At 67.7% G+C, this 24,048-nt stretch carries 27 protein-coding genes; 20 read left to right on the top strand and 7 right to left on the bottom strand.

Features of this window, described 5'->3' with window-relative positions; translation table 11 throughout:
* Positions 1-5 precede the first annotated feature (5 nt).
* Positions 6-1,889: a helix-turn-helix domain-containing protein gene (locus VGP60_RS07490; RefSeq protein WP_327547145.1), complete on the top strand. Its 1,884-nt coding sequence runs from the start codon at positions 6-8 to the stop codon at positions 1,887-1,889.
* 71 nt (positions 1,890-1,960) lie between these two features.
* On the opposite strand, the gene VGP60_RS07495 is transcribed toward VGP60_RS07490, so the two are convergent.
* On the bottom strand, positions 1,961-3,289 hold the full coding sequence (locus tag VGP60_RS07495) for an alpha/beta hydrolase family protein (protein WP_327547146.1): 1,329 nt from the start codon (positions 3,287-3,289) through the stop codon (positions 1,961-1,963).
* A gap of 150 nt (positions 3,290-3,439) precedes the next feature.
* Here VGP60_RS07495 and VGP60_RS07500 point away from each other — a divergent pair, with 150 nt between their 5' ends.
* The 8 genes from VGP60_RS07500 (at position 3,440) to VGP60_RS07535 (ending at position 10,537) form a co-directional block, all read left to right on the top strand.
* Complete coding sequence (locus VGP60_RS07500) at positions 3,440-4,393, top strand: PHB depolymerase family esterase (protein WP_327547147.1); 954 nt, start codon at positions 3,440-3,442, stop codon at positions 4,391-4,393.
* 135 nt (positions 4,394-4,528) lie between these two features.
* Positions 4,529-5,155, top strand: a complete 627-nt coding sequence (shbA, locus tag VGP60_RS07505) for an RNA polymerase sigma factor ShbA (protein WP_327547148.1) — start codon at positions 4,529-4,531, stop codon at positions 5,153-5,155.
* Positions 5,156-5,393: 238 nt separating this feature from the next.
* Positions 5,394-6,647 carry a sensor histidine kinase gene (locus VGP60_RS07510; protein ID WP_327547149.1) on the top strand — a complete coding sequence of 418 codons (1,254 nt, stop codon included), beginning with the start codon at positions 5,394-5,396 and terminating at the stop codon, positions 6,645-6,647.
* A 72-nt stretch (positions 6,648-6,719) separates the two neighbouring features.
* Entirely contained in the window at positions 6,720-7,160 is a 441-nt protein-coding gene (locus VGP60_RS07515; protein WP_327547150.1) for a roadblock/LC7 domain-containing protein, read from the top strand.
* A gap of 49 nt (positions 7,161-7,209) precedes the next feature.
* Complete coding sequence (locus tag VGP60_RS07520) at positions 7,210-7,551, top strand: DUF742 domain-containing protein (protein WP_327547230.1); 342 nt, start codon at positions 7,210-7,212, stop codon at positions 7,549-7,551.
* Positions 7,526-8,146: a GTP-binding protein gene (locus VGP60_RS07525; protein WP_327547151.1), complete on the top strand. Its 621-nt coding sequence runs from the start codon at positions 7,526-7,528 to the stop codon at positions 8,144-8,146. The genes VGP60_RS07520 and VGP60_RS07525 overlap by 26 nt, the downstream gene beginning before the upstream one ends.
* 24 nt (positions 8,147-8,170) lie before the next feature.
* Complete coding sequence (locus tag VGP60_RS07530; protein ID WP_327547152.1) at positions 8,171-9,400, top strand: styrene monooxygenase/indole monooxygenase family protein; 1,230 nt, start codon at positions 8,171-8,173, stop codon at positions 9,398-9,400.
* A 141-nt stretch (positions 9,401-9,541) separates the two neighbouring features.
* Positions 9,542-10,537, top strand: a complete 996-nt coding sequence (locus tag VGP60_RS07535; protein WP_327547153.1) for a LacI family DNA-binding transcriptional regulator — start codon at positions 9,542-9,544, stop codon at positions 10,535-10,537.
* 27 nt (positions 10,538-10,564) lie between these two features.
* Here the strand turns inward: VGP60_RS07535 and VGP60_RS07540 are convergent, their stop codons facing one another.
* Complete coding sequence (locus tag VGP60_RS07540) at positions 10,565-11,080, bottom strand: amidohydrolase family protein (RefSeq protein WP_327547154.1); 516 nt, start codon at positions 11,078-11,080, stop codon at positions 10,565-10,567.
* 926 nt (positions 11,081-12,006) lie between these two features.
* On the opposite strand from VGP60_RS07540, the gene VGP60_RS07545 reads away from it, so the two are divergent.
* The 4 genes from VGP60_RS07545 to VGP60_RS07560 are packed head-to-tail and all read left to right on the top strand — an operon-like array spanning position 12,007 to position 15,764.
* Positions 12,007-14,391, top strand: a complete 2,385-nt coding sequence (locus tag VGP60_RS07545; RefSeq protein WP_327547155.1) for a nitrate- and nitrite sensing domain-containing protein — start codon at positions 12,007-12,009, stop codon at positions 14,389-14,391.
* A complete protein-coding gene (locus tag VGP60_RS07550; RefSeq protein ID WP_327547156.1) occupies positions 14,391-14,804 on the top strand; it encodes a roadblock/LC7 domain-containing protein in 414 nt (137 codons plus the stop codon). Before VGP60_RS07545 ends, VGP60_RS07550 begins: the two co-directional genes overlap by 1 nt.
* A complete protein-coding gene (locus tag VGP60_RS07555) occupies positions 14,801-15,172 on the top strand; it encodes a DUF742 domain-containing protein (RefSeq protein WP_327547157.1) in 372 nt (123 codons plus the stop codon). The genes VGP60_RS07550 and VGP60_RS07555 overlap by 4 nt, the downstream gene beginning before the upstream one ends.
* The gene (locus tag VGP60_RS07560; RefSeq protein ID WP_327547158.1) at positions 15,153-15,764 is read left to right on the top strand and encodes an ATP/GTP-binding protein; all 612 of its coding nucleotides are present in this window, start codon (positions 15,153-15,155) and stop codon (positions 15,762-15,764) included. Before VGP60_RS07555 ends, VGP60_RS07560 begins: the two co-directional genes overlap by 20 nt.
* 181 nt (positions 15,765-15,945) lie before the next feature.
* Here the strand turns inward: VGP60_RS07560 and VGP60_RS07565 are convergent, their stop codons facing one another.
* Together VGP60_RS07565 and VGP60_RS07570 are read right to left on the bottom strand one after the other, a co-directional pair.
* A complete protein-coding gene (locus VGP60_RS07565) occupies positions 15,946-16,581 on the bottom strand; it encodes an alpha/beta hydrolase (RefSeq protein WP_327547159.1) in 636 nt (211 codons plus the stop codon).
* Complete coding sequence (locus tag VGP60_RS07570) at positions 16,578-17,090, bottom strand: pyridoxamine 5'-phosphate oxidase family protein (protein WP_327547160.1); 513 nt, start codon at positions 17,088-17,090, stop codon at positions 16,578-16,580. Before VGP60_RS07570 ends, VGP60_RS07565 begins: the two co-directional genes overlap by 4 nt.
* Before the next feature lie 64 nt (positions 17,091-17,154).
* Between VGP60_RS07570 and VGP60_RS07575 the strand changes: the two genes are divergently transcribed.
* From VGP60_RS07575 to VGP60_RS07585, 3 genes are all read left to right on the top strand, one after another.
* A complete protein-coding gene (locus VGP60_RS07575) occupies positions 17,155-17,808 on the top strand; it encodes a winged helix-turn-helix transcriptional regulator (protein WP_327547161.1) in 654 nt (217 codons plus the stop codon).
* 63 nt (positions 17,809-17,871) lie between these two features.
* Positions 17,872-18,363: a metallophosphoesterase gene (locus VGP60_RS07580; protein ID WP_327547162.1), complete on the top strand. Its 492-nt coding sequence runs from the start codon at positions 17,872-17,874 to the stop codon at positions 18,361-18,363.
* A gap of 130 nt (positions 18,364-18,493) precedes the next feature.
* A complete protein-coding gene (locus VGP60_RS07585) occupies positions 18,494-19,129 on the top strand; it encodes a hemerythrin domain-containing protein (RefSeq protein WP_327547163.1) in 636 nt (211 codons plus the stop codon).
* A 74-nt stretch (positions 19,130-19,203) separates the two neighbouring features.
* Here the strand turns inward: VGP60_RS07585 and VGP60_RS07590 are convergent, their stop codons facing one another.
* The gene (locus VGP60_RS07590; RefSeq protein WP_327547164.1) at positions 19,204-19,593 is read right to left on the bottom strand and encodes a cupin domain-containing protein; all 390 of its coding nucleotides are present in this window, start codon (positions 19,591-19,593) and stop codon (positions 19,204-19,206) included.
* 52 nt (positions 19,594-19,645) lie between these two features.
* Between VGP60_RS07590 and VGP60_RS07595 the strand changes: the two genes are divergently transcribed.
* Complete coding sequence (locus VGP60_RS07595) at positions 19,646-20,611, top strand: helix-turn-helix domain-containing protein (RefSeq protein ID WP_327547165.1); 966 nt, start codon at positions 19,646-19,648, stop codon at positions 20,609-20,611.
* On the opposite strand, the gene VGP60_RS07600 is transcribed toward VGP60_RS07595, so the two are convergent.
* Complete coding sequence (locus VGP60_RS07600; RefSeq protein ID WP_327547166.1) at positions 20,608-21,069, bottom strand: MarR family winged helix-turn-helix transcriptional regulator; 462 nt, start codon at positions 21,067-21,069, stop codon at positions 20,608-20,610. The two genes, VGP60_RS07595 and VGP60_RS07600, sit on opposite strands and share 4 nt — an antisense overlap.
* 78 nt (positions 21,070-21,147) lie before the next feature.
* Between VGP60_RS07600 and VGP60_RS07605 the strand changes: the two genes are divergently transcribed.
* Both VGP60_RS07605 and VGP60_RS07610 read left to right on the top strand, forming a co-directional pair.
* Complete coding sequence (locus tag VGP60_RS07605) at positions 21,148-22,221, top strand: alkene reductase (RefSeq protein ID WP_327547167.1); 1,074 nt, start codon at positions 21,148-21,150, stop codon at positions 22,219-22,221.
* Between the two features lie 211 nt (positions 22,222-22,432).
* Positions 22,433-22,918, top strand: coding sequence for a copper resistance CopC family protein (locus tag VGP60_RS07610; protein ID WP_327547168.1), 486 nt, complete (start codon positions 22,433-22,435; stop codon positions 22,916-22,918).
* On the opposite strand, the gene VGP60_RS07615 is transcribed toward VGP60_RS07610, so the two are convergent.
* Positions 22,915-23,124: a hypothetical protein gene (locus VGP60_RS07615; protein WP_327547169.1), complete on the bottom strand. Its 210-nt coding sequence runs from the start codon at positions 23,122-23,124 to the stop codon at positions 22,915-22,917. The two genes, VGP60_RS07610 and VGP60_RS07615, sit on opposite strands and share 4 nt — an antisense overlap.
* A gap of 48 nt (positions 23,125-23,172) precedes the next feature.
* On the opposite strand from VGP60_RS07615, the gene VGP60_RS07620 reads away from it, so the two are divergent.
* On the top strand, positions 23,173-23,883 hold the full coding sequence (locus tag VGP60_RS07620) for a TetR/AcrR family transcriptional regulator (RefSeq protein ID WP_327547170.1): 711 nt from the start codon (positions 23,173-23,175) through the stop codon (positions 23,881-23,883).
* Positions 23,884-24,048: the final 165 nt, after the last annotated feature.

The following is a 24,048-nucleotide window of genomic DNA, read 5'->3' on the forward strand; positions in this document are numbered from 1 at the left end:
ACACCATGACCGGCATGGACGCCGCGTCTGTTTCGCTGAGCCTGCTGGAGCTGCTCACCCGTGATGCCCCGGGTGAGCAGCTCCTCCAGGTGGCTTCGGCCGCCCGCGCGGCCGGAGTCGCACCCGGAGAGCTCGAAAAAATCGAGCAGGCGACCGAGCTCGCGCTGCGCGTCCGGACCACGCTCACCGACCACCGGCGCCGCGAGAACGAGCTCGCGGCGCTGTTCGACACCGCCGGCGACCTGGCCGGACTCCGTGATCCCGACGCGGTGCTGCGCTCGATCGTCCACCGCGCGCGGATGCTGCTCGGCGTCGACATTTCCTATTTGAGCCTCAACGATCCCGCCCGCGGTGGCACTTACATGCGTGTCACGGACGGGTCGGTTTCGCAGCTGTTCCAGCAGTTGCGGCTCGGCATGGGCGAGGGCCTCGGCGGTGTGGTCGCGCAGGGTTCACGGCAGTACGCGACGGCTGACTACTTCGCCGACGACCGTTTCAACCACACCGGCCCGATCGACGCGGCCGTGCGGGAAGAAGGTCTGGTCGCGATCATCGGTGTGCCGCTGACGCTGGAGAACCGCGTGATCGGCGTGCTCTACGCCGCGGACAGGGCGCCGCGCGAGTTCTCGCCCGACGAGGTAGCGCTGCTCGCCTCGCTCGCCGACCACGCGGCCATCGCCATCGACACCGCGAACCTCCTCGACGAGACGCGGGTCGCGCTGCTCGAACTCAACAACGCCAACGAAACCATCCGCGCGCACAACGAAGCCATGCACCGGGCCGAAGAGGCACACGACCGGCTCACCGACCTCGTGCTGCGCGGCGCCGACGTGCCCGCGGTGGCCGCGGCGGTGGCCGAAGTGCTCGGGGGCGGCATCGTCGTGACCGACGCCGAGGGTGGTGAACTCGCCCGGATCGGCGCGGAACCGTTGACACCGCCCGCGAAAGCCGTCGCGGCCTCGCGCGCCAGCGGCCGCGCGGTGCCGCGCGACGGCAGCTGGGTGTGCGCGGTACTCGCCGGCCGGGAACCGCTGGGCGCCATCGTGTTGGTGGGCCGCCCGGACTTGGCGGGCGCGGACCGTCGGCTGTTCGAGCGCGCGAGCGTGGTGACGGCGTTGCTGCTCCTGCTCGGCAGATCGGTGGCGGAGGCGGAGAACAAGGTGCGCGGCGAGCTGATCGCCGACCTGCTGACCGCCGGTGATCGGGACTCTGCCGGACTGCTGGCGCGGGGGCGTCGGCTCGGTGTCGACCTCGCTGCCGAGCACATGGTTTTGGTCGTCGACGGAGACACCGCGCCGCGTGCGCGGCTGACCGCCGCTGTCGCGCGGCAGGCGAGTGCTCGCGGCGGGCTCGCCGGATTGCAGGGGGAGCAGGCGGTTTTGGTGCTGCCCGCGGCGGCCGCGTTGGTCGCGGAGACGAGCAAGGCGTTGAGTGCCGCGTTGGGAGGGGCGGTCACCGTTGGTGCCGCCGGGCCGGTTTCGGGTCCGGTGGCGCTGGCCGTGGCGCATGTCGAAGCCGAGCGGTGCCTGCGGGCGTTGCTCGCGCTGGGGCGCCGGGGGCAGGGCTGCACGTTGGCGGAGCTCGGGTTCGTCGGTGTGCTGCTGGGGGATCGCGCGGACGTGTCGGGATACGTCGTCAAGACGCTGGGTCCGGTGCTGGACTACGACTCGCGACGCGGCACGGAACTGGTCGGGACGCTGCGCGCGTACTTCGAGTGCGGCGGGAACCTGACGCGGACCAAGGAAATCCTGCACGTCCACGTCAACACCGTGGTGCAGCGGCTGGAGCGCGTCGCGACCCTGCTCGGGGAGGACTGGCAGACGCCGTCGCGCGCGTTGGAGATCCAGCTCGCGCTTCAGCTCCACAGCGTGAGCGGGTCCAAAAACTGAAATGAACGGACCTTTCATCTCGATTTTCGAGATGAAAGGTCCGTTCATGCCACTTCTTTTGGGGGTGGGAGCTAGCGGAGCGGGCAGGTCGTGACCAGGTCGCCGGGCGGGCGCGGGAGGGTGGCGGACGGGGGCGGGGTGGCGCCGTGGCCGAGCCAGGATTCGAGCGCCACGAAAGCCGAGCGGTGGCAAGGGGTCAGCGGCCGGAGCTGGTCCGGGAAGGTGTCGAACAGCGAGTCGACGTGGTTGCCGCCTTCGACGCGGTAGTAGCGGAACAGCTTGTCGCGCCCGGCCGCGTGGACCATGCGCGCGTAGACGTCGGAGTCTTCGGTGATCGGCAGCAGGACGTCGAGTGTGCCGTGGACGGTCAGCAGTGGTTTCCCGATCCGGCCGGTGAGCGCGATCCGGGACACGGCTTTGCGGACGTCGGCGGGCCGTGACGCGTAGTCGTAGTCCGCGTCGCAGGCGGGAGTGCCGGATTGGCAGAACGGGGACCCGGCTTGCGTCGCGCCGTCGTAGGCCGGGTCGACTTCTTCGCGGTAGACGCGCTGGGTCAGGTCCCAGTAGTAGCGGTAGTGGTAGTCCCAAAGGAATTCCGAGCCCGCCGGGAAACCGGCCGCGTGCATGGCCGCTTGGTCGCCCTGCGGGTAGGCGCGCAACGCCGACGGCAGCACGGTCAGCAGGTTCGGCCCGGCGGTGGTCCAGAGCGTGCCTTCCCAGTCGACGCCGCCGTCGTAGAGCTCGGGATGGTTCTCCAGTTGCCAGCGCACGAGGTAGCCGCCGTTGGACAGCCCGGTCGCGATCGTCCGGCTCGGCGGGCGGCAATACCGTTGCGCGACAACGACTTTGACCGCTCGGGTCAGCTGAGTGAGCCGTGAGTTCCACTCGGCGACGGCGTCTCCTGGACGCTTGCCGTCGGTGAAGAAGTTCAGTCCCGTGTTGCCCTTGTCCGTGGCGGCGAAGGCGTAGCCGCGTGACAGCACCCAGTCGGAGATGGCTCGGTCGTTCGCGTACTGCTCGCGGTTTCCTGGCGTGCCGCTGACGACCACGCCACCGTTCCAGCGGTCCGGCAGGCGGACGACGAACTGCGAGTCGTGGTTCCAGCCGTGGTTGGTGTTCGTGGCGGAGGTGTCGGGGAAGTAACCGTCCAGCTGGATTCCCGGCACCCCGCTCGGCGTCGGCAACGCGGCGGGTGTAAGCCCGGCCCAGTCGGCCGGATCGGTGTGCCCGGAGGCGACCGTGCCGGCGGTGGTCAGCTCGGGCAGCCTGGCCTGTTCCTGATAGGCCGCGCCGGGCACGGAAAGCTTGCCACCACAGGAAGAGGCCGCGGCGGCGGCCGGTGACGGGAGCACGACGAGCGTGAGCAGAAGCAGGCCCGTCAAGGCGAACGGAGTGCGCATGGCTGCCGACGTTAGGCCCGTGGGCACCACCCGGGTAATGGCGTCAGGCCCCATTTCTTCCGCCATGGGTGTGGGGACGGGCGCCATAGTGCCGAGCCGCCCGGATACCTAGCGTGGTAAGGCGATCACTTATGGACAAGGAGGTCCATCATGAAGCGACGGCTGTGGGCGGTACTGGCTCTCGTCATGGGGCTGGCGGTGCTTTCCCCACCGGTGGCGAGCGCCGCGGCCATCGGGGAGGTGACCGGGTTCGGTTCGAATCCCGGGAATCTCAAGATGTTCCGCTACACCCCGGACGGGCTGCCCGCGGGACGGCCGGTCGTGGTGGTCATGCACGGCTGCACGCAGGACGCCGCCGGATACGGCACCAACAGCGGCTGGGTCCAGCTGGCGCAGCGGTGGTCGTTCACCGTGGTGCTACCCCAGCAGCAAACCCTCAACAACAGCAGCAAATGCTTCAACTGGTTCGCCTCCGCCGACATCACGCGCGGGCAGGGCGAAGCCTTGTCGATCAAGCAGATGACCGACCGGGCCGTCGCCGACGCCGGGGCGAGCCGGGTCTTCGCCACCGGGCTTTCCGCGGGCGGCGCGATGACGTCGGTGATGCTCGCGACCTATCCGGAGACCTTCGCCGGTGGCGGTGTCGTGGCCGGTTTGCCTTACGCCTGCGCGACTTCGCTGGTCAATTCGTTCAGCTGCATGAACCCCGGGCAGAACCTGACCCCGGCACAGTGGGGCGCCAAGGTCCGCGCGGCGAGCGGCTACCAAGGACCGTGGCCGACGATGAGCGTCTGGCACGGCACCTCCGACTTCACCGTGGCGCAGGCCAACAAGACCGAGATCGTCGACCAGTGGACCAATGTGAACGGTGCCGACGCCATCGCGGACGTCAACGACACCGTCGGCGGATATCCGCACGCGGTGTACCGCGACGCCGCCGGGCGCACGGTCGTCCAGGCTTACACGATCACGGGAATGGGCCACGGCCAGCCGGTCGATCCGGGCACGGGAGCGCAACAATGCGGGACAGCCGCGGCCTACGTACTCGACGTCAACGTATGCGCTGCGTGGCAGCTCGGTCACAGCTGGGGACTTGATACATAAGGCCTAGCAGGTGTAACACCCGAGGGCAAGTGCCTGTTGGGCATAAATCGGGGGCTGGAGTACCGGGGAAATAGCGGTGGCATCGGCGCAAGCTGAGGACCTGCACCGCACTGCAATCTGCCCTGGGGAGTCCCGATGAGCGTCACAGTAGACGTCGCACGTACCAAGCCGGCTCGTGCGATCGCGGAGACCGGGCTCACCAAACACGATCTGGACGCGCTCGTCCAGGCCGCGGCCGCCGGGGACCGCGTCGCACGGGATCGGTGCTTCGTCGTCATCATGCCGATGGTCCAGCGCTACTGCCGCGCCCGGATGGGCAACCGCGACGTCGCGACGCAGTCGCCCGCCGACGTCGCGCAGGAAGTCTGCATCGCCGCGTTCAAGGCGCTGCCGCGCTACCAGGACAACGGCGGCTCGTTCGCGCACCTCGTCTACGCGATCGCCGCGAACAAGGTCGCCGACGCCTACCGCGCCGCGTCGCGGGACAAGTCCAGCCCGGTCGACGAACTGCCCGAAATCAGCATGCTGACCGACGGCCCCGAGAACCTCGCGATGGCCGCCGACCTCAAGGTCCGGATGGCCAGGCTGCTCGCGACCCTGCCCGACGTGCAGCGCGAGGTGCTCACCCTGCGCATCACGGTCGGCCTGTCCGCGAACGAGGCCGCGGAAGCGCTGAACCTCTCGCCTGTGCACGTCCGCGTGATCCAGCACCGGGCGCTTGCCCGGCTGCGCGCGGTCATGGCCGCGGACCCCGAACTGTAGGCGTCCGTTGCCCTGCAATTTGCATTCTGGGTAATCGCACCTGCCCAGTCAATTCCCCCTAATGGCCTAATCTGGGGGTGCTCACCTGCTTCGACGGCAATCACTCACTGTGACTCGCAACGACTCCCCGCGTCCGAGTTGTGGACAGTTTTAGCCGTGTCTGCTTGCATAGCCGTCGTTACCCGGCACATGTTGCCGTTGAACGTGGCCCGTACGCGATCAGAAAGAAGTGGACCACATGGCTACGCGGGCTCGAGAATTGCTGGATCGTTCGCGAGTGCTGCTGGACCGTTCGCGAGTGGCCGCCGCCCAGTTCCTCGTCGCACCGCCGCGGCACGGGCCGCAGCCGCCCCGGGTCATCGAAGCCCCGCGCGAGACCACCGCCCCCGTCGGCCCCGCCGTCAACGCGGACGGTGAAGTGCTCGCGGGTGTCTGTTCCAGCGTCGCGCTCCGGGACCTCAACCTCGTCGACTCCCTGCTCGCGCAGCTGGAGGAGATGGAGGCCAAGGAACAGGACCAGGAACGGCTTTCCGAGCTGTACCGCCTCGACCACCTGGCGACGCGGCTGCGGCGGAACGCCGAGAACCTGCGGGTCCTCGCCGGCCGTGACGCCGGTGAGCCCGATTCCGACTCGTCTTCGCTGGTCGACGTCATGCGCGCGGCGATGTCGTCGATCGACCACTATTCGCGCATCACGATCGGGCGAGTCGTCTCACTCGGTGTCGTCGGATTCGTCGCCGAAGACCTCAGCCGGCTCCTTTCGGAGCTGTTCGACAACGCCGCGAACCAGTCTCCGCCGAGTTCACCCGTTGGTGTGAGCGCGCATCTAACAGAGCAAGGCAGTGTTCTTCTCCGTATCGAGGACGAGGGCATCGGTCTTCCCATCGAGCGGATCGCCGAACTGAACGACCGGCTCGACACCGCGCCGGCCCTCGACAACGACTCGGTGCGGCACATGGGCTTGGCGGTGGTCGGCAGGCTCGCCGAGCGGCACGGGATCCACGTCCGGCTGGAGCGGCGGACCCCGAACGGCACGATCGCCACCGTCCTGCTGCCGACCGGGCTGGTCTCGGAACTGCCGGAGCGGACCTGGTCCGGCTCGCAGACGGTGGTCTTCTCCCAGCCCAAGGTGCCCGCGGCCGAACCGCCGTTCCCCCCGAACGGCGGGCCGGACTTCGGCCAGAGCTTCTCGACTTCGGGCACGCTGCCGCGGCGCGGCGGCTCGGTGTCGGTCGAGACCCGGGTTCCGCCGTCGCCGTCGCCGCGGCCGCGCCCGGCGCCACCGGCCGACGGCGGCATCACCCCGGGCGGGCTGCCGCGGCGTGTTTCCCAGAGCATCAAGGGCCAGGCGCAGGCGGAAAACCCCATGCCGGAAATGAGCGGCAACGGCGACGGTCACGACGAGTTGCTCGCCGACCTCGGCGCGTTCTCCGAGGGTGAGCAGGCTGCCCGAGACGAGGCTGCAGTGGACAAGGACAAAGGGACACAGTGACTGCCGCAGGCGACAAACGAAAAAAAGATGCCCAATGACAGCTGCGGCCAAGAAACCAAGAAAAGAACCGAGATGACAGCCGCCCACCACACCAGAAAGCCCGACTTCTCCTGGCTGCTCAACGACTTCGTGAACAAAGTCCACGGGGTCAGTCACGCGTTGATCATGTCGTCGGACGGGTTCCCGCTGACCGCGTCCGACTCGGTCAGCACCGACGAAGCCGAGCAGCTCGCGGCGATCTCCAGCGGGTTGCTCAGCCTGGCGGGCAACAGCGCGGCCCTGTTCGGCAAGGGCTCGTGCGAGCAGATCATCATCCGGCTCACCCACGGGTACTTCCTGTTCATGGGAATCGGCGTCGGCGCGGGACTGGCCGTGCTCACCACCCAGGGAAGCGACATGAAGGTCGTCGCCTACGAGATGACGCAGTTCGTGAAGAACGCCGGACACGCGTTGACCCCCGAGATACGCGCCGATCTCCGCCGCGTGCTCAGTGCCCGCCGGCCACAGGCTTAAGGATGTGATCACTGTGTCCAGCGATGACACCCTCGATCGCCCCGTGAAGATGCGGAGCAGGCGAATCCGCCCGTACGCGCTCACCGGCGGACGTACCAAGACCCGGCACCACCTCCTGGTCGAAACCCTGATTTCCGTTACGCAGTACGACTCTTCGCTCAGCGAGTCGCTCATGCCGGAGTCCAAGTCGCTCTACGAGCACGCGCGGAACCGGACGTCGATCGCCGAGCTGTCGGTGGCGCTCGACCTGCCACTCGGTGTGGTGCGAGTGCTGGTCAGCGATCTCGCCGCGCAGGGTGCGGTGTTCATCCACCCCACGGCGTACGCCTACCAAAACGACCCCAACGTGCTGGAGAGGATCCTCGATGGACTCAAGCGCCTCCCCGTCTGACGCGGGTCTGCTGACGATCTCCGCGAAGATCGTCATCGCCGGCGGATTCGGGGTCGGCAAGACCACGCTCGTCGGTTCCGTCTCGGAAGTCCCGCCGCTCAACAGCGAGGCGTGGATGACCGAAGCCGGAGACGGCGTCGACGATCTTCCGCCGAACGGTACGAAGTCCACCACCACCGTCGCGATGGATTTCGGCCGGATCACGCTGCATTCGGATCTGCTGCTCTACCTGTTCGGCACGCCCGGGCAGGCCCGGTTCTGGTTCCTCTGGGACGACCTCGCGCGTGGCGCGCTCGGGGCGATCGTGCTCGTCGACACCAGCAGGCTCGAGCAGTCGTTCGCCGCGATCAACTACTTCGAGAACGACTCCGATCTGCCGTTCATCGTCGCGGTCAACCAGTTCGACGACCAGCCGCGGTACGAGCTCGACGCCGTCCGCGACGCCCTCGCACTGCGGCCTGAGGTTCCGTTGATCACCTGTGACGCGCGCGATCCCGGTTCCGCGGCGGAAACCCTGCGGCATCTTGTCTCGCATGTGCTGGCACTGGCAGTGTTGTCAGGCCCGGGCAGGGAACCCGTGCACGCCGGTCTTTGAGTCATTTCGGGAGGAACACCAAGCATGCGCAAGGTTTTGATCGTCGGTGCCGGGCAGTCCGGTCTCCAGCTCGCGCTCACTCTCTTGGAGAACGGCTACGACGTCACGGTGATGTCGGCCCGTACGCCCGAAGAGATCCGCGGCGGGTTCGTCATGTCCACCCAGTGCATGTTCGACGCCGCGCTGCAGCATGAGCGTGACCACAAGCTGAACCTGTGGGAAGACGAAACGGTCAAGGTCGAAGGACTCGGCGTGTCCATCGCCGCGCCGGACGCCAGCCGGGCGCTGGACTGGTTCGGCCCGCTCGACGCCTACGCGCAGTCGGTCGACCAGCGCGTGAAGATGGCGGGCTGGCTGGACCTGTTCGAGAAGCGCGGCGGTAAGCTCGTCATCCACGGGGTGGCGACGTCCGATCTCAACGCGTTGGCGAAGCTGTTCGACCTGACCGTGGTCGCGGCGGGCAAGGGTGAGCTCGTCCAGCTCTTCGACCGTATCCCGGAGCTTTCGCCGTACACCACTCCGCAGCGCGCGCTTTCGCTCGCGTACGTGCACGGGGTGGAGCTGCGGCCGGAGCACCCGGACAAGGCCGCGGTGCGGTTCAACATCATCCCCGGCGTCGGCGAGCTGTTCATGATTCCCGCGTACACGCTGAGCGGGAACTGCGACATCATGTTCTACGAAGGGATCCCGGGCGGCCCGCTGGACGTCTTCTCCGACCGGCCGGGCCCGCAGGAGCATCTCGACCGGATCCTGGAGCTCACCAAGCAGTTCCTGCCGTGGGAGTACGAGCGCAGTCGTAACGCCGAGCTCACCGACGCCCGCGCCACGCTCGCCGGCGGGTACACACCGGTCGTGCGCAACCCGGTCGGCCAATTGCCGTCGGGTGCGCTGGTACTGGGCATGGCGGACGTCGTGGTCGCCAACGACCCGATCACCGGGCAGGGCTCCAACAACGCCAGCAAATGCGCGGCGTCCTATTTGGACTCCATCCTCGCCCGTGGCGACAAGCCGTTCGACGCGGAATGGATGCAAGGGGCGTTCGACTCCTACTGGGAGTACGCGCAGCACGTCACGACCTGGACCAACGCGATGCTCCAGCCGCCGCCCCCGCACGTCATGCAGATCATCGGCGCGGCAGGGCAGATTCCGGCGGTGGCACAGCGGTTCGCCAACGGGTTCAGCGACCCGACGGACTTCCAGCACTGGTTCCTGGACCCGGCCAAGACGGAGGAATACCTCGGGAGCTTCGCCTAGGTCGTGTCCGGTAAGTCTCGCTCGCGGTCTTCGCGCCCAGGGCCCATCGACCAGAATCACCGGACACGACCTAGTCGACAAGGTCAGGCGAACCCAGTACCGTAACCGGTTCCGAGGGCTCCTACCAGTGCGGATACCAGCATGCGGATCACGATCGCCGACGTCGCCCGCCGGGCGCGGGTGAGCAAGACGACGGTTTCGCGCGTGCTGAACGACAAGGTCGATGTCGACGCCACCACCTCCCGCCGCGTCCGGGAAGTCATCGCGGAGATGGGCTACGTGCCCAGCGCGCGGGCGGTGGGGCTCGCCTCCGGGCGCACCCAGACGATCGGCATGCTGGTACCCGTGCTGACCTGGCCGTGGATCAGCGAGATGCTGCAGGGCATCGTCGACACGCTGGAAACCCACGGCTACGGGCTTCTGCTGTACACCATGAACAAGGGCGCGGTCTCGCTCGCGCAGTTCGAGAAACACGTGTCCGCCAACGCTTTCGACGGCCTCGTCGTCGTCGAGCCGCCCGATTCGCTCGACTACATCACCGCGCTGTACGCCTCCGGGTTGCCGGTGGTGATGATCGACGACCGCGGGCGGCATCCGCAGTTCCCCTCGGTGGCGACGACGAACCGCCTTGGCGCCCAGAGCGCCGTCAAGCATTTGCGGGACAGCGGGCGCTCGCGGATCGCGGTGATCACCGGGCCCGAGGAATTCGGCTGCACCCAGGAACGGCTCGACGGGTTTCAGGACCAGCTGAGCCTCTCCGGCCTGGAGCTGGACCCGAAACTGGTGCTGGAAGGCGATTTCACCCGCGAGTCCGGGACACTGGCGGTGCAGACGCTGATCAGTGCGGGCATCGCTTTCGACGGCGTCTTCGCGCACAACGACCTGATGGCCGCCGGTGCGTTGCGGGGTCTGCGCGATGCCGGTCGGCTGGTGCCGGACGACGTCGCGGTGGTCGGCTTCGACGACCTGCCGCTGGCGGCCGACACCCAGCCTTCGCTGACGACGATTCGCCAGCCGGTCAAGGAAATGGGGGAGGCTGCGGCCTCGATGCTGCTGGCCCACCTCACCGGCACACCTCTGCCCGAGGAACCCCAGACCGTCCCCACCTCCCTCGTCATCCGAGAGTCCGCGCCATAGGTGAGCGGCCTCCCGAGCCACGCTGGGTCAGGGCTGGGGTAGCAGGGTTTTCAGGTGGTCGGCGGCGGTTTGCGCGTCGCGGAGGACGCGGGCGGTGTCCACGAGGCTCGGGTAGTTGCCCGTCGACGGATGCGTGCCGATTTGCAGGTGTGCCAACGGGTTCGGGTCGATGACCTCTCGCTTGACGCGCCGGATCTCGTCCTGCAGGGCGGTGTTCGTGGTGCCGTTGTAGGAGAAGACGAACCGCAGTTTCGATTCGTCGAGCGCGCGCAGGTTGCCGCGGGCGAAGTCGGCGTTGAAGGCGTGAGACCAGTCGGTCACCGTGGTGATGCCGGTGGAGACGACGTCGAGGCTCGCCAGGCGCGCGCCCGCGTAACCGTCGGCGTCGGTCACCGGAGCGTTGCGGTAGAACGGCAACACGCACCGGCCGAGCCAGCCGTTGAGTTCGTTGTCGCCCGCGCAGCCGCGGATCAGGGCCTGCCACAGGTGGTTGTGCAGATCGACGAAACCGGGCAGGACGATCTTGCCGCGGCCATCGACCACCCGCGCGTGGCTTCGGTGGTGGCCTTCCCGAGTCCGGTGAGCAGGGACACCCCCAATACGAGCGCGAGCGTGAGCCCGAAGATATTCAGCGCGGGCCTGCGTCTCCGTGTCATGAGCAACTCCCCAGTTGTGCTTTACGTGACTTGATCACGGTGTCGCCGTGGGGTTCGGCAGTCTTGTCCGTTTTTCGCGCGGCGGCGGAGGGCAAAAATTGGTCCGACCCAATTGTCGACCGGATTGTCAGTCAAAACGTTGGCACGCAACGGAAGCTGACTATCCCGTCAGGCGGGTTGCGATCCCGGTTCCAGAATGTTGTTCGGTTCGACGGTTTCCGCATCGTGGAACAGTGATCAAAGTCTGTCCGGTGGACAGCCGGGCCTCGTCGAGAGCGTGTTTTCGCTGGTAACAGCGGCCACTAACGTGAGAGTTCGTAATTATGGTGCCGGAGGAAGATGAACGAATCCCGGATTTTTTCCGGAACCGGGTCGCGAGGCCGTATTGACCGCCGAGGGTGTCTGAGGTCACCGCAGCAATTTCCGGCGCGATTTGCTGGACGTCGCGCGTGTGATCCGCTAGACATGTAACGGCAAATCACCGAAGTGATCATGGCTCGACCTGTAACGATCGTCCCCCAGGTTCGATAGGACACTGCGAACGGTGGCATGCCGGCCCGGTTACCTTCTATCCAAGCGTTTCGCGCCGTGGTTGGCTGGTCACAACCCGTTGGACTGTACGGACTAGCGGATTTGACTCCGTTCACCGTGCTGCTTAACGTCGTCGCGAGCGGAGTGGACCCTGTAGTTGATCCGGTTTATCGGAACTCGGGTGATGAGACCCCCGACACGAAGAACTTGCCAGAAGGATAAAGGACCACGGTGAAGCAGATCTCCATTCGACGAAGCCGGGGCTCTTCGATTCGGTCGCGCGTGCTGGCGATCGCCTTGATTCCCAGTATCGCGCTCATGGCCGTCGGTGTCGCACTGGCCGGCTACCTGATCTACGACGCCACGACGGCTCGGGACTTCGCGTCCAAGATCCGTGGCTCGGAGCAGCCGGCCATTCCGTTCTTCCTCGCCACACAGGAAGAACGACGGCTCAGCTTGAGGCAGCTCGCGGGACAGGGCGCCGAACACAACGCGCTCGTCGAGCAACGCGCCAAGACCGACGCGGCCGCGGCCGCGGTTTCGGCGAACCTGCAAGGCTTCGGTGACGCGCCCGACAGTGTGAAGCGGAACATCGCCACGCTCGGCGGGCTGCTCGCGAAACTCCCCGCGACGCGTCAGCAGATCGACGTCGGCCAGCCGACGCTCGGCGAGACTTTCGCTTTCTACAACCAGATCATCGATCAGTTCATCGAGGGACTGACCGGTCTCGCCCAGGCCGCGCCCAACGCGGAAAACGCTTATCTCCGGATCACCGCGGTGCCGTTGTTCACCGCCGGTGACCAGATGCAGCGCAGTGACGCGCTCGCCGCCGCCGCGGTGACCGGTGGCGGACTCGGTGACGCGGATCTCCGTACCTACAGCAGCCAGGTCGGTGCCTACCACACGCAGCTCGACCTTTCGGTGAGCCGCATGAACCCCGATGTCAAGGCGCGCTACGACAAGCTGCTCGCCGGTGACTCCTGGAAAACCCTCACCACAGTGGAAAACACGCTGCTGCGCGGTGGCCAGGCGCGGCTGCCGGTGCCGGAGGCCCAGTGGCGCGGCGCGTCCCGTGAGGTCGGCGGCACGCTGATGAGCATGTTCGTCCAGCAGAGTGGCGCGGCGACCACACAAGCGATCGACGAGGCCGACACCACGTTCATCCGCTCGCTGATCGCGGGTGCGGCGGCACTGCTCGTCGCGATCCTCGTGTTCATCGTCGCCCTGCGACTGTCCAACCGGCTCATCGGCAGGCTCGCCAGGCTGCGGGAAGACACCCTCGACATGGCGGACGTCCGCCTGCCCGAACTCGTCGAGCAGGTCCGGGCCGGCCAGGCCGTCGACCTCGACAACGACGTGTACCTCCTCGACCACGGCAACGACGAGATCGGCCAGGTCGCCGACGCCTTCAACAAGGCGCAGCAGACGGCCATCGCGGCCGCCGTCGACGAGGCCAAGACCCGTGAAGGCACCAAGGCCGTCTTCCTCAACATCGCGCACCGCAGCCAGGTGATCGTGCACCGCCAGCTGAAGGTGCTCGACCAGGCGGAGCGCAAGCAGGAGGACCCGGACCAGCTGGACACGCTGTTCCAGCTCGACCACCTCTCCACCCGCGCCCGCCGGAACTCGGAGAACCTGATCATCCTCGGTGGCGGTCAGCCGGGCAGGCAGTGGCGCAACCCGGTCAGCCTGGCCGAGGTCGCGCGTGGTGCGTCGGCCGAGACCGAGGACTTCGCCCGGGTGAAGATGGCCGGGCTGCCCGCCATCGCCGTCAACGGCCCGGTCGTCGGTGACCTCGTGCACCTGCTCGCCGAGCTCGTCGACAACGCGACGTCGTTCTCCCCGCCGCAGGCCCGCGTCGAGATCCGCGGCAACGTGGTCGGCCGGGGCGTGGTCATCGAGGTCGAGGACCAGGGCCTCGGCATCGACCCCGAGCAGGCCGACCGGCTCAACGCGATGCTGCAGGACCCGCCCGACTTCGGGATCATGGCGCTGTCCACCGAACCCCGCATCGGCCTGTTCGTGGTCGCGCGCCTCGCGGCACGGCACGGCATCGCGGTGACGCTGCGGGAATCGGCGTACGGCGGCACCCGGGCGATCGTGCTCGTGAAGTCCGAACTGCTCGGTGCCATCGCCGAGCCTGCCGAAGAACCGCCCGTGGAGAACGCGGGCGCCGAACGGCAGGGACGCCGCTCGCGGCACCGGACGGAGCCGGCCATGACGCCCGCCCCCGCGCCGGTCGCCGTGCCAGACCTGCCCCCGTTGCCGGAGGCGTCGACCCCGATGAGCATGTTCCAGCCGCAGCAGCCGGTCCGGACCCAGCCGCCGGTCTGGCCACGGGAAGACCCGACGGGGACACCCCCGCCGCCGTCGCGGGCCCCGCAGACCCCGCCGCGCGGGTCCCAGCAGTCCCGCCCGCCGGAGGCCCGCCCGGGTCAGCCGCGCGGACCGGAGGCGCCGGGCAGGCCGCCACTTCCTCAGCGACGCAAGCAACAGAATCTGGTGCCCCAGCTGATGGAGGACAGGCCTACTCTGGAGCGCGACGACGCGCGCCAGGAAACGCCGGAACAGGCCAGGAACCGCTTGTCGGCCTTCCAGCAGGGCACCCGGCGGGCCCGTGAGTACGAGTCAGACGGCAGCGACGACACATATGGAGATCGGACGTAATGACCAACGCAGGAGTCAGTGAGCTCGACTGGTTGCTGGATGATCTGGTCAAGAGGGTGGCTGGTGCCGACCGGGCGGTGGTGCTGTCCTCGGACGGTCTGCTGATCGGCATGTCCGGCAACATGACCGAGGAAGACGCCGAGCACCTTTCGGCCGTGGCGTCGGCGTTCCAGAGCCTCGCCAGGGGCACCGGGCGCCACTTCGGCGGTGGCAACGTCCGCCAGACCATGGTCGAGATGGACCACGCTTTCCTGTTCGTCACCGCGGCCGGGAGCGGCGCGTGCTTGGCGCTTCTCGCCGGCGAGCACGCGGACATGGGCATGGTGGCCTACGAGATGAACCTCATGGTCAAGCGCGTCGGCGCCGTGCTCACCGCGGCACCCCGCAGCGCCCCGGCGGTCGGCTCGCCATGACGGGCCGACACGAAGCCTGGTTCGACGAAGCGGCCGGACCTCTCGTCCGTCCGTACGCGGTCACGGGCGGACGTACTCGCTCGGACACACTCGGACTCGACCTGATCACGCTCGTGGTCGCCATGCGCTCGGCCGCGGAGGCCGCCGGCATGGAACCGGAGTACGGGCGGATCCTGCGGCTGTGTCAGCACCCGACGTCCGTCGCCGAAGTAGCCGCGCGGGTGGACCTCCCCCTGCCGGTGGTCAAGGTGCTGCTGAGTGACCTGATCGAGCAGGGTCACGTGCTTTTCCGCACGGCCGCGCCGGTGACCGAAACCCCCAACAAACACGTACTCCAGGCGGTTCTTGATGGCATCCGGAAGCTCTGACCCCCGTCGGAGGACCTTGACCGCCACCGCGGTCAAGATCATCATCGCCGGGGGGTTCGGGGTAGGAAAGACCACGATGGTCGGCTCCGTCAGCGAGGTCGCACCGCTGCGGACCGAAGAAGTGATCACCGAAGCGTCCGCGGGGATCGACGATCTCTCGGGGGTCAAGCACAAGACGACCACCACGGTCGCCCTGGACTTCGGCCGGATCACGATCAACCCCGAGCTCATCCTGTACCTGTTCGGCACCCCGGGTCAGGACCGGTTCTGGTTCATGTGGGACGAGCTGTCCCGTGGCGCGCTCGGCGCTGTCGTACTGGCGGACACTCGCCGTCTCGACAGCTGCTTCGCGGCGGTGGACTTCTTCGAGAGCCGCAACCTGCCGTTCGTCGTCGGCGTGAACTGCTTCGACGACGGCTACCGGTACACCACCGAAGAGGTCAGCGAAGCGCTCGACCTCGACCCGAGTGTGCCGATGCTCCTGTGCGACGCGCGGGATCGCGAGTCCACCAAGCAGGTGCTCGTCACCTTGATGGAACACCTCATGGCCGGTAGCGAGGACCTCGCCGCCAGCATCCCCTTCGCCCGCTAACCCCTGCTTCACTTCCGAATATGTCGACAACTTCTTCGGCTCCGCGCTTCAGAAGATGTCGACATATTCGGAAGTAAGTCGTCACACGTGCCTCACCAGTCTCGTGGTGCCCCAGAATCCCCGAATATGTCGACATGTTCTGGGATCTTGAGGCGGAGAACTTGTCGACATATTCGGGGGGTCAGAGGTAGGACTCCAGGTGGTCGGCGAGGAGTTTGGGGTGCGCCAGTGCCGGTAGGTGGCCGCTGGGCATCTCGTCGGGGACGATCCCGAGCCGGTCTTTGACGACCCGGCGCAGGTAGTCCGCCGGGAAGAACCGGTCTTCGCTGCACAGCAGGAACTTCGTCGGCACGTCCGGCCACGCGGCCAGCGGCCACGGCTTGATCATCGGCGTCCCGGACTGGTCCCGCTCGCCCCGTGCCATCGCCGCGGCCCGGACGTCGGCGGGGACGTCGTGGAAGAACTTCTCCAGCAGGTCACCGTCGATTTCCGGGTAGCCGGTGTTGGCCCACCAGTCGCTCGGCGCCTCGCCAGGGGACGGGATCATCGCGGCCAGCATGATCAGCAGTTTCACCGGTAGCCGGTCGCACACCAGCGGCGCGGTGAACCCGGCCAGCGACTGCGCGACGAGCACCAGGTCGGTCCGGTCGCCGACGGCTTCGACCACCGCGTCGGCGTATTCGTCGAGCCCGGCGGAGTCGTCGTCGCTCGGGAGGTCCGGCGCGATGACTTCGTGGCCGCGCGCTTCGAGTTCGGGGACCAGCAGGTGCCAGTACCACGAGTCGGACGCGGCACCGTGGATGAGGACGAAAGTCATTCCTGGCCCCGTTTCTCGAAGTCTTCGACGCCCCGGCCGCCGGGGAACCGGGTCCGGAAGTCGAGCAGGCCGACCCAGTCCGGCCGCAGCGCGATACGGGCCATCTTCGTGCCGGGGTGGTCGACTTCGGCGAGCGCGGCCGCGGCCTGCTCCTCGCCGCCGTAGCGGCGGTGGGCCTCGATGTACTCCGGGACGACCCCGTCGACATCGGTGACCGAAGCTCGGCCGCGGAGGAGTAGCACCTCGGGCGGGGTGCTCGAAGTGTCGATGGTGATCGCGACATCCGGCTTCGCCCGCAGCGCGGCGATTTTGCTCGCCCCGGCGAACGTCGACATCACCACTTCGGTCCCGTTCCAGTGGAACAGCATCGGGAACACGCGGGGCGTGCCGTCCGCGGCGACATAGGCGAGCCGGGCCAGTTCTGTCGACGCGAGCAGCCGTTTGGCCACTTCGGCGTCGAGTAGCCGGATGTCGCCCTGCTTCAAATCTGCGGTGTTCAAGCCCTCCATGGTGGCCTCCTCGTTGATTTGGTCCTAAAGTAGCACTAAGCACTACTAGATCGGGAGTCCCAAAATGGCGGCCAAGCGAACCTACGACGATCCGTGCGGGGTCGCGCGGGCCCTCGACCTGGTCGGTGAGCGCTGGGCCCTGCTCGTCGTGCGCGAGCTGCTGCTCGGCCCGAAAAGGTTCACCGACCTGCGTCTCGGCCTGCCCGCCGCGAGTCAGAACGTGCTGACCCACCGCCTGCGCGAGCTCGAGACGAGCGGGGTCGTGCACCGCCGCAAACTCGGCCCGCCCGCCGGCAGCTGGGCCTACGAGCTGACCGAAATCGGCTACGACCTCGAGCCCGTGGTGCTTTCGCTGGCCCGCTGGGGGAGCCGCCTGCCGATGACGGCGGGTACCGATCTCAGCGTCGACGCGCTGATCATCGCGTTGAAAACGGCGTACGACCCGGCGGCGGACCCGGAGTTGCGCGGAGCTTTCGGTCTCCAGCTGGGCGACGACGTCTTCCATGCCGAAGTCGCTGACGGCCGCGTCGTGCTGGCTCGTGGCCGCGCCACCAGCCCCGACGCCACCATCGAAACCAGTGCCGCGGTGTTCCGGTCCCTGGTCTTCGGCGGACATCGCCTCGCCGACGCCGACGCGAAAGTCGGGGGAGACAGCGAACTCATGGCGCGTTTCCTCGCGCTCTTCCCCCGGCCCAAGCCCGCACGATCGGCTTCGTGATCGTCAGCGGACGGATGCGGACCGCCGACGTGCGGGAGTTCTTCCGCGACTTACGCTGAAAGCATGCGGCTCCTGCTGATCTCCGACACCCATTTGCCGAAACGCGCCAAGCAGTTGCCGGCGCGGATCTGGGCGGAGGTCGAGCAGGTGGACGTCGTCGTGCACGCGGGCGACTGGGTGGAGGCCAGCCTGCTCGACGAGTTGGAGAGCCGTGCGCGCCGGTTGATCGGGGTCGCCGGGAACAACGACGGCCCCGAACTGTGGGAGCGGCTAGGGGAGATCGCCACGGCGGACCTGGACGGCGTCCGCCTGGCGGTGATCCACGAAACCGGCTCGGCGCAGGGACGCGAAAACCGTTGCGCGGCAAAGTTTCCCGACGCGGACGTGCTCGTCTTCGGCCACAGTCACATCCCGTGGGACACCGTCGCGCCCTCCGGTCTCCGCCTGCTCAACCCGGGCTCGCCCACCGACCGCCGGGCTCAGCCGCACCACACGTACCTGACCGCGACCATTGCCTCCGGCTCCCTCGGCGACGTCGTCCTCCACACGCTGTAACGCCGTGAAGGCCACGTTGAGGGACTCCAAGTCCCTCAACGTGGCCTTCACGGCCGTGGAGAAAGCCGGGATTGCAGATAGTCTGCGGCTGAGACTATGTTGAAGACAACATGAATCGAGGAGTAGCCGGATGAGTGAACGGCATTGGCTCACCCGGCGCACGAGCCTGGTCGCGACCAAGGCGCCCGACGTCCGGCACAGCGAGAAGCGGGTGCTCCACGAGGACACCCGGCCGACCGCGCCCGAACCCGGTCCGGAGGTGGCGTTCACCGGGCGCGGGCTGTCCGCCGGGCAGCACCTCGTCGACGTCCACGACCACTACCGCCACGAGCTCGGGCAACTCCGCGACCTGCTGTACCGCGTGCGGCGCGGCGCCACTCGGGCCGGTGACGCCCGCGGTGAACTGAACAAGCTCGCGCTGCGCACCAACGACTGGAACCTGGGCGGCGTCTGCCGGGCCCACTGTGTCGCGCTGAACCAGCACCACACCATGGAGTCGTACTCCATTTTCCCTTACCTGCAACGGAGACAGCGCACCTTGAAACCGGTGATCGACCGGCTCACCGAGGAGCACCACGCCATCGAAGAACTACTCGAAGGCGTCGACGCCGCGCTGGTCCACCTCGCCGGGCATCCCGGCGAATTCGGTTCCATCACCGAGGCCGTCGACCTCTTGACCGACACGCTGCTCTCCCATTTCGCCTACGAAGAGCGCGAACTGATCGCGCCGCTTTCGCGCTACGGATTCTTCCCCGGGCAGGTCTGAAGGAGAGTCGTGAGTGGCAACAAGTGTTCTAACACTCGTAAACACTCACGACCCACCTGCTCAAGCCGACCCAACTAAAGCGCGTGGCCCACGGTGGCGTCGACGTGATCGGGGACGTCGTCGTGCCGGTCGCCGACGCTCAGCGTGCCGGTCGGCTCGAACAGCAGGAGTGACGCGCCTTCGGGGGAGAACGGCCGGTGTTCGACCCCGCGCGGCACCACGAACACCGAACCCTGCGGGAGCACGACGTCGCGTTCGCCTTCGTTGTCGCGCAAGGAAATCGTGAGTTCGCCGTCGAGGACGAGGAAGAACTCGTCGGTGTTGTCGTGCGTGTGCCAGACGTGTTCGCCCGCCACCTTCGCGAGCCGGACGTCGTAGTCGTTGACCTGGGTCAGGATTCGCGGGCTCCACAACGCGTCGAAACTCGCCAGAGCGGACTTCAGATCGAGGGGCTGGTTGCTCATGTCTTCAGCTTGCCAGGTGGCGTGCGGCGGCGGTGAGTGCTAGGAATCGCCTATGTCGCGTGAATCCTCGCATCGGGTGGTGGTGATCGTCGACGAAGGTTCGAACCCGTTCGAGCTGGGGGTCGCGACCGAGCTGTTCGGCCTGCGCCGTCCCGAAATTCCTGTGCCGTGGTACGACTTCGCCCTCTGCGCGGCGGTGCCTTCGCTGCGGATGCACCACGGCTTCTTCACCCTGTCCGAGGTCGCCGGGCTCGAGGCAGCCGACAGCGCCGACACCCTGATCGTGCCGAACCGGCCGGATCCCGCGAGCGCGCCGAACCCACTGGTGCTCGACGCCATTCGCCGCGCCACCAAGCGGGGCGCGCGGCTGGTGAGCTTCTGCACCGGCGCGTTCACCCTCGCCGCCGCGGGCGTGCTCGCCGGTCGTTGCGTCACCACCCATTGGCGCTGGGCCGAGTTCTTCGCCGCCGCTTACCCCGAGATCCGGCTGGAGCCCGACGTGCTGTTCGTCGACGACGGCGACATCCTCACCGCGGCCGGCAGCGCCGCCGCGCTCGACCTCGGCCTGTACCTGATCGCCCGCGACCACGGTGCCGAAATCGCCAACGCCGTCAGCAGGCGGCTGGTGTTCGCCGCGCACCGCGACGGCGGCCAGCGGCAGTTCGTCGAGCGTCCCGTCCCAGCGGTGGTCGACGCTTCACTGGTGCCGGTGCTCGAATGGGCTCAGGTGCGACTGGACCGGCCGTTGACGGTCGCCGATCTCGCGGCGCGCGCGGCCGTCAGCCAGGCCACGCTGCACCGGCGGTTCCAGGTCGAGTTCGGCACCACGCCGCTGGCTTGGCTCACCGCCGAACGCGTGACGCTGGCCTGTCGCCTGATCGAACGTGGCGAACTCCGGCTCGACACGGTCGCCAGGGCCAGCGGGCTCGGCACCGCGTCGAATCTGCGTGCCCAGTTGCGAAAGCGGACCGGGCTCACGCCGACGGCCTATCGCCGCCGGTTCTCGCTGGCAACTTAGGCCTCGTTGCAGGCCGGGTCGTCGAGACTGGTGTGGATCCGGGCCAGAAGTCCTTCCAGTACCCGGATTTCCTCGGCGTCGAGCCCCGCGAACAACTGCTGCTCGACGGCGGTGAGTGCCCCGTCGACGGCGCAGAGCACCTCGGTGCCCTTGTCGGTGATCTCGACGATGTGGCGGCGCCGGTCGGACGGGTCACGGCGGCGCTGGGCGAGTCCCTGGGTTTCGAGCTCGTTGAGGATCGCCACCACGATGCTGGGATCCACTTCGAGCATCTCGATGAGCATCTGCTGGCTGAGCGCCCCGGTGGCGAGGTTCATCAGGGTCGCGGACTGCCTCGGGGTGAGCCCGGTGACGCCGAGCGCCTGGCGAATCCGGACGTTCGTGATGGCTCCGTGGCGCGCCAGCAAGAGCCCCAGGCGCTCGGCGCCGGGGGCCTTCAACGCATCTTCGGTGGCCACCGCCGCATCATACCAATGTGAGGATCGTCTACTGGATAGATGATTGATGCATATCAACGATCTGCTAACGTCAAGGGCATGACGAACCTTTTCGAACCGATCTCAGTGGGCGCGACCAAGCTCGCGAACCGCATCGCGATGGCCCCGATGACACGTAACCGTGCAGGTGAGGGCGAGATCGCCACCCCACTGATGGCGGAGTACTACCGCCAGCGCGCGTCGGCGGGCCTGATCGTCACCGAAGCCACCCAGCCCAGCCGGTTCGGCCAGGGCTACCCCGCGACCCCCGGGCTGCACACCGACGAGCACGTCGAGAGCTGGACGCAGGTCACCGAAGCCGTCCACGCCGAGGGCAGCGTGATCTACGTCCAGCTCATGCACGCCGGCCGCGTCGCGCACCCCGAGCTGTTCGGTGGCGAGCCGCAGTTCGGACCGTCGCCGGTGGTCGCCCCGGGCCAGTCCATGACCCCGAGCGGGATGAAGGACAACGTCGTCCCGCGTGAGCTGACCGACGCCGAGATCCACGAGGTGATCGCCGAATTCGCCGACTCCGCGCGCAAGGCGATCGACGCCGGGTTCGACGGCGTGGAACTCCACGGCGCCAACGGTTACCTGATCCAGCAGTTCCTTTCGGTCACCGCCAACACCCGCACCGACAAGTGGGGCGGTTCCGCGGCCAACCGCGCCCGGTTCGCCGCCGAAGTCACCCGCGCTGTCGCGAAGGCCATCGGCCCCGAGCGCACCGCGCTGCGGATCTCCCCGACGGCGTCCTACCAGGGCATCGACGAAGGCGACTCGGCCGAGCTCTACCGCGAGCTGCTGGCCCAGATTTCCGATGTACCGCTGGCTTTTCTGCACGTGATCGAGGCGCCGGGACAGCGTGAGCTGACCAAGCAGCTGCGCGCCGACTGGTCCGGGAACCTGATGCTCAACCCGCACCGCGACGTCGAGGCGCTGCCGCCGCACGAGGCCGGCCGTGACGCCATCGAGGCGGGCGCCGACATCGTCTCCTTCGGCTCGTCCTTCCTGGCCAACCCCGACCTCCCGGCCCGGCTGGCGACGGAAGGCCCCTACAACCCCGCGGACCACGCCACGTTCTACGGCGGCGACCACGCCGGTTACACCGACTATCCCGCCTTGAAGGACGCATAACCCAGGTACCTCGCTTAGGCCGTGGCGCCCCATTTCTGCCGCCCTTGGCTGCGCTCGAAATCGCCGGTGCGGTCGGCTTGGTGATCGGGATCTTCTACGCCCCGCTGGTTGACGCAGCGGATGCGAACGGGATCTTGGTGCGACTCCGGTACGGAAAGTAAGGCGGCCGTTACTGGCGCTTTCCACCCGAATGGGCGATAAGGTCTCGGCCATGCAATTGAGGCGTCTCTGGGCTTTGCTCCTCTTGGCCGGAATCACGACGCTCGCCGCGGCGCCACCCGCGATGGCACACGTCGTCCTCCGGAGCAGCAACCCCGCGGAGGGGAACACGATTTCCACCGCGCCGTCGCAGATCGAGCTGATCTTCGACAAGAACGTGACGCTGCCGTCGGAGCCGATCACGATCACCGGCTCCGACGGTGCGGCGTGGACCCTCGGCACGGCTTCCGCGGCGGGCACCGTCGTCACCGCGCCGGTCCAGGCGGCCGGGGCGAGCGGGACGTACCGGCTCAGCTACCTGGTGATCGGCGACGACAGCCACCCCGTGTCCGGCGCCGTGAACTTCCAGCTCGGTGAGGGCGGCTCGACACTGACGAGCTCCAGCGCGGCGTCGGGCTGGGTGTGGTTCCTGGGTGCGGCGGTACTGGGCGGGATCGTCCTGGTGTTCTTCATGGTCCGCTCGCGCCGTTCCGTCTAGCGCTGGTTCCGCCTGATTCGGTCTGGTTCCCCTTCGAGTTCGGCCAGGATCCGGTCGAGGCCGAACTGGAAGTCCTCGTCGGTGTAAGCGATCGAGTTGTCGACAGTTTCGTCGGTCAACACCTGGCAGAACATGGGGAACCGCTCGGGAGTCATGACCCGCTGGAGAAGTCCGAGGTAGTCGAACTCGTCGCCCTTGGCGACCACCGGGTCCGCGGACAGGCCGTCACCGGCGTCTTCAGTCTGGGGGCGGCGGTGGGGTTCGCGGTGGACTCGGTCGACGTCATCGGGCTGGTCGCGCCGATCGCGTGGGGCGCCCGGGGAGGTAAGAATGGTCGCGTGCCGGACGACGTAGACATCGCGACCCCTCGTACCCGCAACCGCTGGGGCGAAGGCGAACGGCTGCGCGGCGAGATCCTGGACGCCGCCAGCCGGCTGCTCTCCGAGCTCGGCGGGGAAGACGGGCTCACCATCCGTGGCGTGGCGCGCGCGGTCGGGATCGCGCCCGCGAGTATCTACCAGCACTTCACCGACCGGACGGCGCTCGTCCAAGGCCTGCTGGACCACGAATTCGCGCGGCTTCGCACGGTGATGCGGGCGGCCGACGAAAGCCTCGACCCCGCGGACGTCGTCGGCCGGGTCCGGGCGCAACTGCACGCGTACTGCGATTTCGCCGTCGCGAACCCCGGTCATTACCGGCTGATGCTCAGCGATGGCGCGGACCGCACGTCGCCGGACGCGCGGCCTTCGGGTCCGCTGATCGACGTCATCGACACCCTGGTCGCCGCGTTCGAGCGCTGCGCCGAAGCCGGGCACAAGCTGCGCGTGCCCAGTGACCGCGCGGCCGTCGTCGTGTTCGTCGGCGCGCACGGGCGGGTCGCGCTGCTGCACAGCAACCCGGGGGAGCGGAACGCTCGGCACGTCCGCCCCTTCGTCGACGAGCTCGTCTCCCTGGTCCTCGACTAGCAACCTTCGCCATCTGTCGACAGATGGCGAAGGCCTAGCGTCGGGTTTTTCCCTTTCCTGCCAACGTGGCTAGTCCTTTGAAGTGATCTTCGACGCGCTCGCCGGACAACTTCCCACGAGGTTGCCTAACATGTGTTTAGTAAGTATCCGAACATTCGTTCGGTA

The organism is Amycolatopsis sp. (assembly GCF_036008905.1).
Lineage (GTDB): Bacteria > Actinomycetota > Actinomycetes > Mycobacteriales > Pseudonocardiaceae > Amycolatopsis.